Here is a 12,681-nt window from a genome sequence, read left to right on the forward strand (position 1 = left end):
GCGGAACATTTGTCGTAACCTTAAGTAATCCATCGGCTACCGATACACAGATTACCTATACTTTGGGCGGATCTGCAACAGAGGGCATCGATTACACGACCATCGTAACCAAAACGATTACGATCCCTGCAGGGCAGACTACCGGAACAATCAGTATTCCTGTAATTGTTGATGCCGTAGCAGAAAGCACCGAAACGGTTATTGCGACTTTGGGTACTTCGAATAACCCTGCCATTTCGGTAAATACTGTGCCTTCGAGCATCAATATTCTCGATGCCAATACCGCCAACGTAAGTATCTCGATCAACGCGGCCAGCATTGGCGAAGCAGTTGGTACAGTAACGTTATCGGTTACCTTAAATATTGCGGTTCAAAATAGCTTTACTGTTGATTATAAAACAGCGAATGGCACGGCCTTATCGGGATTAGATTACACTGCAACCAGTGGAACCATAACCTTCCCGCCAAATTCGCCGGCAGGTACAGTATTCGATGTCGTTATTCCGATAATTGATGATCACCTGATCGAAAATTCAGAAGCGTTTACTGTTGGATTAAGTAATGTGGTAGGGGCAGACGTTGCCATTGGCGCAAGTCCGGCGACAGTAAATATTGCTGATAATGATAGTGCTGTAGCCACCATCACTGCTGGTACCAATGCCAATGAAAATGGTTTGGTAAACGGGCTGTTTAACGTTACGCTAAGCAATCCGTCAGCCACACCTACAACCTTAACTTTCGGTTTAACCGGATCAGCAACAGAAAGCGCCGATTATGGTGCCATTACGAAAACAATCATCATTCCTGCAGGTGAAACCACCGGAAGCATCTCTATTCCGGTAATGAAAGATGTATTGGCGGAAGGTACAGAAACGGTAATTGCAACCTTAACAGCTTCGAGCAATCCGGTAATTACAGTGAATAATACACCTGCAACAATAAATATCATTGATGAAGATGTGGCCAAAGTAAGCATATCTGCTACACCAGTAATTAACGAAAATGCAGGTACAGCAACCTTCACCGTAACCTTAAATACGGCCGTGCAGAATAGCTTCAGCGTAAATTATGCTACAGCCAACGGTACTGCCATATCAGGTGCCGACTATACGGCTACCAGCGGAACTTTAACTTTCCCTGCCAACTCATTAGCGGGTGCCACCTTAACGTTTACGGTTCCGGTTAACGATGATAATCTGGTTGAACCATCAGAAAACTTAAGTGCCACACTCAGCAATGTTACGGGTGGTGTGGTTACGCTTGGTACATCATCGGCAACTGTTACCATTACGGATAATGATACTTCGGTCGCAAGCATCAGTGCCGGTACAAACGGAAACGAAAACGGACCTGTAAACGGATCATATACCGTAACTTTAAGCAATCCATCATCTACCGATACCCAGATTACTTTCACTGTTGGCGGTACCGCTACAGAAGGCAACGATTATACTGCGATTACCAGAACCATTACCATACCGGCAGGTCAAACTGTTGGAACAATAATGGTTCCTGTGGTCACTGATTTAGTTGTAGAAGGAAATGAAACCGTAATTATTACCTTAACGAGTACCAATAATCCTTTGGTAAGCGTAAGCAATACGCCTGCAAGCATTAATATTCTGGATAACAATTCAGTAGCGGCCAGTATATCGCTGTTCCAAAGTAATGTAGATGAAGCTTCGGGCACTGCAACCTTTACCGTAACCTTAAGCGGGGCAGTACAGAATGCATTTAGCGTTGATTATAATACTTCGAACGGAACGGCCACCGCTGGTTTAGATTATGTAGCAACCAGCGGAACATTAACATTCCCTGCAGGTTCGGCAGCGGGTTCGAGCTTAACCTTTACCGTACCGGTTATTGACGATAATCTGGTAGAACCAAGTGAAACTTTCAATGGAATAATCAGTAACGTAACGGGTGGATTGGTTACTATTGCAGACGGTTCGGCTACAGTAACCATTACCGATAATGATTCGTCAGTAGCAAGCATTACGCCAGGTACTACAGGAAATGAAAACGGACCAGTAAACGGAACATTTACCGTTACTTTAAGCAAACCGGCATCTACTGATACACAGATTACTTATACTTTAAGTGGAACGGCAACTGAAGGAAGTGATTATGCTACGGTAACCAAAACCATCACCATTCCTGCTGGTCAAACTACTGGAACGATTATCATTCCGGTATCGGCCGATGCAATTGTTGAAGGAACTGAAACGGTTTTAGCAACACTAACGGCCTCTGGAAATCCATTGGTAACCATAAGCAACACCTCAGCAACGATTAACATCTTAGATAATACAGATGGGGTAGTAACGGTAGCTGCAACAGCAGATGGTGCTGAGCCTGCTACGCCGGGTCAGTTTACCTTTACGCTAAGCCGTGTATCAGCAACGGATACCAAAATTACCTATTCGCTAAGTGGAACGGCAATCAGTGGAACCGATTATACCGCTATTGGTAATACGGTAACCATTCCTGCCGGACAAACGACGGCGACTGTATCGGTACCAGTATTAAATGATAATATTGTGGAAGGAACCGAAACGGTTGTATTAACCATGAATGCTACCACCAACAACGGTTCGATCCTTGCAAGCACAACGCCAGCAACCGTGAATATTACCGATAGTGGTTCTTCAATTGCTTCTATAACAGCCGGTACAAATGGTAACGAAAATGGTCCGGCTAACGGAACATTCACCGTTACCTTGAATAATCCTTCAGCTACCGATACCCAGATTACCTATACCTTAACAGGAACGGCTACCGAAGGCAGTGATTATGCAACAATTGTAACCAAAACCATTACCATCCCTGCAGGTCAAACCAGCGGAACGATTACCATTCCGGTATTAAGCGATGCATTGGCAGAAGGTACGGAGAACGTGATGGCTACATTACTAACTTCTGGTAACCCTTTAATTACCGTAAGTAATGTTCCAGCAAGCATTAATATTATTGATAACAATGCTGCAACAGTGAGCATCTCAACTGATCCATCTATCAATGAATCAGCAGGTACAGCTACATTTACAGTAACACTAAATGCTGCTGTTCAAAATGCGTTTACGGTAGGTTACACCACAAGCGATGGAAATGCAACTGCCGGTTTCGATTATACAACAACCAGCGGAACCTTAACTTTCCCTGCAGGTGCTGCGTTAGGTACAAGCCTGACATTTACCGTTCCAGTTAACGACGACAATATTGTTGAACTGAATGAAACGTTTAGCGGTACAATTAATAATGTATCAGGCGGAGTGGTAACCATTGGTATAAGTACAGCAACCGCTACCATTATCGATAACGATACTGCAGTGGCTACCATTACGGCAGGTATTGACGGTAACGAAAACGGCCCTGCAAATGGAACGTTCATAGTAACCTTGAGCAAAGCATCGGCTACCGATACTCAGCTTACCTACACTTTAGGTGGTACAGCAACCGAGGGTAGTGATTATACTGCGATTACCAAAACGATTACCATTCCTGCTGGTCAAACTACCGGAACCATTAATATTCCGGTATTAACCGATGCAGTTGTAGAAGGTACTGAAAATGTTATTGCTACTTTAACGGCTTCAGGAAATCCACAGGTAACCGTTAGCAATGTTGCGGCAACCATTAACATTGCCGATAACAATAATGCAACGGTAAGTATTTCTACAAGTCCAACAGTTAACGAAGCAGCAGGTACAGCTACCTTTACCGTAACCTTAAATGCAGCTGTTCAAAATTCATTTACAGTTGATTATGTTACTGGTAATGGAACAGCACAGGCAGGATTAGACTACACCACCACAAACGGAACATTAACCTTCCCTGCAGGTGCTGCGGCTGGTGCTACCTTAACGTTTACCGTTCCGGTTAACGATGATGATATTGTTGAAACGAACGAAACATTTAGCGCAAGCATTAGCAATATAACTGGTGGATTGGTAACTATTGCCACAAATACGGCAAGCACAACCATTATCGATAACGATGCTTCTGTCGCGACAATTACAGCCGGAATAAACGGTAACGAAACTGGTTCTGTAAATGGAACCTTTACCATAACGCTAAGCAAAGCATCTGCTACGGATACACAGCTTACTTATACCTTAGGTGGTACAGCAACAGAAGGTAGTGACTATAGTCCGGTTGTAACTAAAACTGTAACGATTCCTGCTGGTCAGACGACTGCAACCATTACGATTCCGGTATTGGGCGATGCGCTTGTGGAAGGAGCAGAAACCATAATCGCTACCTTAACCGGTTCGGGTAACCCGGCGGTAACGGTAAACAATGTTCCGGCAACAATTAATATTCTCGACGGATCAAATACAACAGTTACCGTAAGCGCAACTGCCGATGGAGCTGAACCTTCAACACCTGGTCAGTTTACCTTTACTTTAAGTAATGTATCAACAACCGATACCCAGATTGCTTATACCGTAACGGGTACGGCAACAAGTGGTGCAGATTATACTTCAATTGGTACAACAGTAACCATACCTGCCGGACAAAAAACAGTAACCGTTGCTGTTCCGGTTCTTGATGATAATCTTAACGAAGGAAACGAAACGGTCATCTTAACGATGAATGCAATAACCAATAATGCATTAATCACCGCAAGTACCATACCTGCTACCGTTAACATTAGAGATAACCGTGCACCTGTTGCCACCGCGCCAGTCATCACGACTCCTGAAGACAGCCCGGTTAACGGAACAATTACCGCTACTGATGCCGATGGCGATCCACTTACTTTCACGGTAAGCACGCCTCCTGCACACGGAACGGTAGTGGTAAATGCTGATGGTACCTACACTTATACGCCAGCCACAAATTATAACGGTACCGATACATTCACGGTAACCGTTAGTGATGGCAAAGGTGGTACCACTACAGTAACCGTTTCTGTAACCGTAAATCCGGTTAATGATGTGCCTGCTGCAACTGCACCAGCCATCATCACCAATAAAAATACGCCATTTAACGGTACCATTACAGCCAGTGATGTAGATGGCGATCCGTTAAGCTTCACGGTCACTACACCTCCTGCACACGGTACTGTCGTGGTAAATCCAGATGGAACATATACTTATACACCAGCCAATAATTACAGTGGTACGGATGTATTTACCGTAACGGTAAGCGATGGAAAAGGTGGAACAGCTACCGTAACAATCAACGTAACGGTTAACCCAACCAATGTTGCTCCAGTAGCAACTGCACCAACGGTTATCACTAACGAAGATGCTTCAGTTAACGGAACAATTACCGCTACTGATGCAGATGGCGATCCACTTACTTTCACGGTAAGCACGCCTCCGGCTCATGGAACGGTAGTGGTAAATGCTGATGGTACCTACACTTATACGCCAGCTACAAACTATAACGGTACCGATACGTTCACGGTAACCGTTAGTGATGGCAAAGGTGGTACCACTACAGTAACGGTATCGGTAACCGTAAATCCGGTTAATGATGTACCTGTTGCAACTGCACCGGCCATCATCACCAATAAAAATACGCCAGTTAACGGTTCCATCACGGCCAGTGATGTAGATGGCGATCCATTAAGCTTCACCGTCACTACGCCTCCGGCTCACGGTACTGTCTTGGTAAATCCGGATGGAACATATACTTACACACCGGCCAATAATTACAGTGGTACCGATGTATTTACCGTAACGGTAAGCGATGGAAAAGGTGGAACAACTACCGTAACAATCAACGTAACGGTTAACCCAACCAATGTTGCTCCAGTAGCAACTGCACCAACGGTTATCACTAACGAAGATGCTTCAGTTAACGGAACAATTACCGCTACTGATGCAGATGGCGATCCACTTACTTTCACAGTAAGCACGCCTCCGGCTCACGGAACGGTAGTGGTAAATGCTGATGGTACCTACACTTATACGCCAGCCACAAACTATAACGGTACAGATACATTCACGGTAACTGTTAGTGATGGCAAAGGTGGTACCACTACAGTAACGGTATCGGTAACCGTAAATCCGGTTAATGATACACCTGTTGCAACTGCAGCAACCATTACTACACCGCAAAATACAGCAAGCAACGGAACAATAACCGCAAGCGACGTAGATGGCGATGCACTGACCTTTACAGTAAGCACCCCGCCGGCACATGGTACAGTAGTGGTAAATACCGATGGTACTTATACTTATACACCAACTCCGGGTTATGTCGGTAATGATACTTTCAGCATAACGGTAAGTGATGGCAAAGGTGGTACCACAACCGTAACTGTTCCGGTAACAGTAACCTTAGTACCAGCTCCGGCAATGAGTTTAACCAAAGCAGCTACCAATACGGTGAGCAAAGTTGGCGATGTAATTAATTACAACATTGTGGTAACCAACACGGGTAATGTAACCTTAACCAATGTGGCGGTTTCAGATGCTGGTGCCGATGCGGGATCAATTATTCCGCTTAGTATTGCCAGCCTGGCGCCAGGTGTAAGTGTTACGGTAACTGCAAGGCACACCCTTACCTTAACCGAGGTGAATGCAGGTTCATTTAGCAATCAGGCTTCAGCAACTGCACAAACGCCTGGTGGTGGTACTATAAACAAACCACGGTCTGATGATCCGGGTACGCTGGCTGCAGATGATGCTACGGTAACCTTAATTGCTCCGGCTTCTACCATTACCCTGGTTAAAACAGGAACGTTAAGTGCCGATGGAAATAGTATCACTTATAATTTCAGTGTTAAAAACACCGGAAATGTAACCTTACACATTATTACGCTGGTCGATGCTAAACTTGGACTGAACAGGGTGATCCCAGGTACGCTTGCTCCGGGTGCTACTGTAACCGACAGTTATGTTTATCAGTTAACACAAGCAGATAAAGATGCCGCAAGCGTAACCAATAGTGCAACCATCACTGGTCAAACACCGGCAAATGTTTCGGTTACCGATATCTCGGGTACAGCCGAAAATAACAATACGCCAACTGTAACACAGATTCCGGTTATGGGCGCTATCGCTTTGGTTAAAACAGCGGCATTTAGTGGTAATCAGGTAACCTATACCTTTACCATCAAGAACACGGGAACCAATACTTTAAATACCATAACCTTAACCGATGCAAAACTTGGCTTAAGCAATAAGGTAATTGCAGTACCTGGTGGTTTAGCCCCTGGAACCGCTATAACCAATGTGGAAGTATATACTTTAACACAGGCCGATAAAGACCTGGGAACAGTAACCAATACCGCTACGGTAAATGCCAAAACACTTGGTGGTGTGAATGTATCCGATGCTTCGGGAACTTCCGAAAATAATAATACCGCAACCGTTATCACATTCCCTAAATCGCCGAAAGCGGTTGATGATGTGGGCGGTACGGTAGCAAATAAATCGGTTACCATTAATGTATTGGCAAATGACGATCCTGGAAATTCTACACTTGATAAATTAACGGTAGAAATTGTAGGTCAGCCTCAGCATGGTAAAGTAACGGTGAACGCTGATGGTACCATTACCTATACCCCTGATCCAGGTTACACCGGTGATGATACTTTTACCTACAGAGTGAAAGATGCCTTTGGCTATTACACCAATGTGGCAGCAGTAACTTTAACGGCTAACTTCGCCGGGCTCACCATACCTAACCTGTTTACGCCAAACGGTGATGGTATAAATGATACCTTCGAAATCCTGGGCATCAACCAATATCAGGTTAATGAACTGCAGATTGTTAACCGTTGGGGTAACGAGGTATTCCGTGCCAAAGGCTATCAGAATAACTGGACAGGCGAGGGCTTGAATGAAGGCACTTATTACTACTTACTGCGTGTTAAAAAAGCAGGAAGCGATCAGTACGAAGTGTTTAAAGGTTACATTACATTAATCAGAGCGTTTAAAAAATAAGATATGAGGCTTTGTATAGTCTGGTTTTAAAATCAGACTATACTTTAAGATATTAAGAAGATGAAGAAATTAATATGGTTAATAGCAGGTTTGTTTTTGTTGCTTTCGCGGCCGGTATCTGCGCAGCAGGATGCCCAGTATAGCCAGTACATGTTCAACGGGATTTATATCAATCCCGCCTACGCCGGATATAAAGAGGTGCTGAATGTGCATAGCTTTTACCGTAGCCAGTGGACGGGTATTACCGGAGCACCTCGAAGCATGTCGCTGGCCGTAGATGCCATTGCAAACAGCGGCAACGTAGGTTTGGCCCTTCAGGTGGCAAGCGATAAGCTGGGTGCACAGACCAACCTGAGTATTTATGGCAACTACGCCTACCGCATCAGGATGAATGATGATGGTAGTTCGAGATTGGCGCTGGGCTTGGGTGTGGGCATGGTACAGTTGGGTATAGACGGATCACTGCTGAACCCGAACAATCCGGAACCAAACCAGCCAGTAGGCATGCAGAGTACCATTGTGCCCGATGCAAGGGCAGGGGTTTACTTTGCCAACGATAGGTTTTATGCGGGTTTCTCAGCCGATAACCTGATTGCCACTTACATCGATATCGACCGTTATGCCTTTATCCCACAGCCAAAACCACATTATTACCTGACCGCGGGCGCACTGTTTCCGCTTTCAGAAGATTTTCAGGTTAAACCTTCTTTTCTTTTAAAAGATGATCGGGGGGGACCAACGAGTTTAGATGTGAATGCATTTTTGATGATCAAAGATTTTATCTGGGTAGGCGGTTCGTACCGGACGGGTGTAAAGCTGTATGATAAAAGCTATTTGCAGCGTGATCTTACGCCCAGGAATTCTGCCGTAGCAGCGATACAGATTTTTCCATCAGAAAAACTCAGGATCGGTTATGGTTACGATTTTTCAATCGGCCCGTTACAAGGTTACAGCAGCGGAACACATGAGATTTCCATCGCTTATTCTTTTATCAGACAAAACATCAGATTGGCAACCCCAAGGGTATTTTAAACTAACTATATTCAGTATTTTTGACCAACTATCCCAACAACATAATGAAGAAAATTTTAATAGGTACCTGCCTTTCTGCATATTGTTTATTCGCATTCAGTTTTTCGGCAAATGCACAGTATGCATTAAAAGATGCCGATAAACAGTATGAGCTGTTTAACTACAGCAAGGCAATAGATTTATACGAACAAGCCTATAAAAAGAAACAAACCTTACATGCTGCAGAGCGTTTAGCAAATGCTTATGCACTTGTTTATAACTACAAGCAGGCCGAAAGCTGGTATGCCATTGCAGCTAAAATGCCGGGCAGTAGTCCGGAGAATATTTTGGGTTATGCCAAAGCTTTACAGGGCAATTCGAAATACAGCGAAGCAAAAGCCCAGTACCTCAATTACATTGATAAAAAGAAAGGTGTATCAGAAAAGCAGCAGGCTGTTTGGCTTGCCTCTTGCGATTCGGCTTTGAAATGGATCAGAAACCCGAAGAAAATCGAACTGATCAATCAACAAGCTTTAAATAGTATACAGTCTGATTGGGGTGCTGTTAATTACCAGGGTGGAGTTGTATTCACTTCCGACAGATCAAACAGCAAGTTAAACACGCCCGAAGGCAAACCGTTTTTAAGATTCGACGGCTCAAAAGAACCCGATAAAAAAGTATACGGCTGGACGGGTAACGGATACCTGAAATTATACATCAAACCGTCGGCAAACGATAGTCTTCAGTTGTTTCCTATAAAAACAGGTACCAGGTACCACGTCGGTTCGGCAAGCTTTACCGCGGATGGAAAAACCATGTATTTTACGCTCACCCGCATCACCGATGAACTGGAACGCTTAAAAAAACAACCAACAACCGTTAATGTAGAAATTTTTAGCAGTACAAAAGGTGCCGATGGTGTTTGGGGCGAGCCCGTTTCATTTGCTTACAATAATGTAAACAGTTACTCAGTTGGCGATCCTTTTATTACTACGGATGGAGATAGCCTTTATTTCGTATCGAATATGCCAGGTGGACAGGGCGGTACTGATATTTATGTTTGCCTAAAAACAGATGCTGGTGCATGGGGCAAGCCCATTAACCTGAAAGAAGTAAATACCGAAGGCAACGAACGCAGTCCGGTTTTTGATGAAAAGGATAACTTTTATTTTTCCAGCGATGGTAGAGTTGGAATGGGCGGATTAGACGTTTATCAGGCTTTAAGAGAAAAGGTTAATATTGGCCAGATCGAAAATATGGGTTATCCTTTCAATTCTCCCCAGGATGATTTTGGCTTTAGTTTAAACGAAAAAGGTGGTATCGTTTACCTTTCTTCCAATCGTGAAGGTGGTTTAGGTAGCGATGATATTTATGCTATTGATCAGAAAATGATCCTGGCTTTTAAATTAGAAGGCAGGGTATTTGATAAAAACAGCAACCAGCCAATTGCAGGTGCATTGGTAACCTTGGCAAAAGTAAACGGTGCTGTATTAAAAACTGAAACGGATGAGAATGGCGGTTATCGATTTAATTTAGCCAAAGAATCTGAATACAATGTTACGGGAGAGAAAACAAACTACAGGACTGATGTAGAAAACCTGGCAACGATTGGCTTAACAACTTCCAGCGTATTAACGCAAAACCTGTATTTAGAAGCTGTTGTAATTAACAAAGCAATTAAGCTGGAAAATATCTATTACGATTTCGATAAATGGAACATCCGCCCGGATGCTGCAGTAGAGCTGGATAAACTCGTTAAAATTATGACTGATAACCCAACCATCTGGATCGAATTAGGTTCGCATACCGATAGCAGGGGTAAGGATGCTTACAACCTAAGCCTATCACAAAAAAGGGCTGAATCGGCTGTAGCATATATCATTTCGAGGGGCATCGATAAAAACCGCATTACCGCACAGGGATACGGCGAAACACAGTTGTTAAACAAATGCAGCAACGGAGTAGAATGTAGCGAAGAAGCACATCAGTTAAACAGAAGAACAGAATTCAAAATCGTAAAACAATAAGCACAATTAAGATTTACAATATATTTTAATTTTTTAGTAGATGCCTCTGATGAAAATCGGGGGCATTTTTTATTCCCAGGGTTGGCGGCCAACAAGCCTTTTTTTTACCATATAAGAAATATAAGGGCATATAACTTATATTTTCTTCCATGACTTATATGGTTAAAATGGCTTAAAGTTTATCCATTAATTGATACATATCGACTTATCTAACTATAATAGAAGATCCTTTAAATAATAAAGTCATTAACCAGATATCAGATCAGCTCCGTGTCTCCGTGGCAGAAAAAAAGCTTAATTATAATCGTCATCTTTTAGCTAAAATTGTTAGTATTTTGTTTAAAAATAATCCAGCTTAATTTTTTATAAAACTAAAAATATTAGTATTTTTGATCTCAATCATCCCTATAATACGAGAATGGATAAAGAAAGGCAGATTATTCATATGGATCAGGATGCATTTTTTGTGTCGGTAGAAATCAGAAAAAATCCTAAGTTGTCGGGCAAACCTGTAATTATCGGTGGCGGCGGCGACAGGGGTGTGGTCGCTTCCTGCAGCTACGAGGCACGCCAGTACGGCATCCATTCTGCAATGCCCGGCAGGACGGCAAAATTGCTGTGCCCTCAGGCTATATTTTTAAAAGGCGATATGGAAGAATATTCCAAAGCTTCACACGAGATTACCGAGGTTATTGCCGATAAAGTCCCCCTTTTCGAAAAAGCCAGTATCGACGAACATTATATCGATATGACGGGTATGGACCGCTTTTTTGGCTGTATGAAATTTGCATCAGAACTCAGGCAGACCATTATCAGGGAAATGGGTTTGCCAATTTCCTTTGGTTTATCGATCAATAAAACCGTCGCCAAAATAGCCACGAACGAATCTAAACCAAGTGGTGAGATGCAGGTTACCTTCCCCCAGTTGCGGCCCTTTCTCGATCCTTTGGCTATCCACAAAATTCCGGGTATTGGTCATGCTACCTATAAAAAACTGAGCGAAATGGGTGTTCGCGAAATCCTTACGCTTACGCAGATCCCGCAACAGCTCATGTTTAAAATACTGGGGCAGCATGGCCTGAGTTTATGGCAAAAAGCAAATGGGATCGATCTTTCACCCGTGGTGCCTTACCGCGAAAGAAAATCAATCGGTACACAGGCCACTTTCGAAAGTGATACCATGGATATGGCCAAACTAAAAGCCATTATCACAGGGATGGTTACCGGCTTAACCTTCCAGCTGCGGAACCAGAAAAAACTAACCGCTTGTATTACTGTAACTGTACGTTATACCAATTTCGAAACCGTTACCCAGCAAGAACGCATTCCTTATACCTCGCTCGATTCATTTCTGATCAGTAAGGCACACAGCCTCTTCGAGAAAGTATATGCCAAACGGATGCTGCTTCGGCTGGTAGGCGTAAAACTTTCGCATTTGGTAAGTGGTTATGAGCAAATTGGCTTATATAATGTTGCCGAGGAAGAGTATAGTCTTTACCAGGCCATGGATAAAGTACGTAATCATTATGGTGCCGAAGCGGTGGTAAAAGCCTGTATTGTTACGCAACCGCCCCGCGATGAAACAGGAAAAGTAATCAAATACAATCCCCGCAAAAAGAAAATACTGATCAAAAATCAGGATGAAGAAACAGAAGAGCAACCAGAAGTAAAGAAGCGCTCAAAAATCAGAAGTTTTATGAGTGAAAAAGGAACAATAGGGACTAAATCTTATGATTAGC

At 43.4% G+C, this 12,681-nt stretch carries 3 protein-coding genes and 10 pseudogenes; all 13 read left to right on the forward strand.

Going from position 1 to position 12,681, the window contains the following annotated elements:
- Positions 1 to 101: 101 nt before the first annotated feature.
- The 13 genes and pseudogenes from CA265_06485 to CA265_06545 all read left to right on the forward strand — a co-directional run bounded on the left by CA265_06485 (position 102) and on the right by CA265_06545 (position 12,680).
- Positions 102 to 560, forward strand: a pseudogene (locus CA265_06485) (hypothetical protein).
- A 282-nt stretch (positions 561 to 842) separates the two neighbouring features.
- Positions 843 to 1,235: pseudogene (locus CA265_06490) on the forward strand (hypothetical protein).
- Between the two features lie 270 nt (positions 1,236 to 1,505).
- Positions 1,506 to 1,907 (forward strand): annotated as a pseudogene (locus tag CA265_06495) (hypothetical protein).
- A 240-nt stretch (positions 1,908 to 2,147) separates the two neighbouring features.
- Positions 2,148 to 2,570, forward strand: a pseudogene (locus CA265_06500) (hypothetical protein).
- Between the two features lie 330 nt (positions 2,571 to 2,900).
- Positions 2,901 to 3,251: pseudogene (locus CA265_06505) on the forward strand (hypothetical protein).
- A gap of 228 nt (positions 3,252 to 3,479) precedes the next feature.
- Positions 3,480 to 3,929 (forward strand): annotated as a pseudogene (locus CA265_06510) (hypothetical protein).
- A 246-nt stretch (positions 3,930 to 4,175) separates the two neighbouring features.
- Positions 4,176 to 4,592: pseudogene (locus tag CA265_06515) on the forward strand (hypothetical protein).
- A gap of 348 nt (positions 4,593 to 4,940) precedes the next feature.
- Positions 4,941 to 5,507, forward strand: a pseudogene (locus CA265_06520) (hypothetical protein).
- A gap of 3 nt (positions 5,508 to 5,510) precedes the next feature.
- Positions 5,511 to 6,059 (forward strand): annotated as a pseudogene (locus CA265_06525) (hypothetical protein).
- Positions 6,060 to 6,311: 252 nt separating this feature from the next.
- Positions 6,312 to 7,616 (forward strand): annotated as a pseudogene (locus CA265_06530) (hypothetical protein).
- A 348-nt stretch (positions 7,617 to 7,964) separates the two neighbouring features.
- Entirely contained in the window at positions 7,965 to 8,936 is a 972-nt protein-coding gene (locus tag CA265_06535) for a hypothetical protein (protein ARS39326.1), read from the forward strand.
- A 44-nt stretch (positions 8,937 to 8,980) separates the two neighbouring features.
- Entirely contained in the window at positions 8,981 to 10,942 is a 1,962-nt protein-coding gene (locus CA265_06540) for a flagellar motor protein MotB (GenBank protein ARS39327.1), read from the forward strand.
- A 418-nt stretch (positions 10,943 to 11,360) separates the two neighbouring features.
- The gene (locus CA265_06545) at positions 11,361 to 12,680 is read left to right on the forward strand and encodes a DNA polymerase IV (protein ID ARS39328.1); all 1,320 of its coding nucleotides are present in this window, start codon (positions 11,361 to 11,363) and stop codon (positions 12,678 to 12,680) included.
- Position 12,681: the final 1 nt, after the last annotated feature.

The sequence above is a fragment of the Sphingobacteriaceae bacterium GW460-11-11-14-LB5 genome (assembly GCA_002151545.1).
Classification (GTDB): domain Bacteria; phylum Bacteroidota; class Bacteroidia; order Sphingobacteriales; family Sphingobacteriaceae; genus Pedobacter.

Bases quoted from the DNA above. Each gene is read 5' to 3' on its own strand.
- CA265_06545 (ARS39328.1), top strand. From the start codon at position 11,361: ATGGATAAAGAAAGGCAGATTATTCATATGGATCAGGATGCATTTTTT.
- CA265_06535 (ARS39326.1), top strand. From the start codon at position 7,965: ATGAAGAAATTAATATGGTTAATAGCAGGTTTGTTTTTGTTGCTTTCG.
- CA265_06540 (ARS39327.1), top strand. From the start codon at position 8,981: ATGAAGAAAATTTTAATAGGTACCTGCCTTTCTGCATATTGTTTATTC.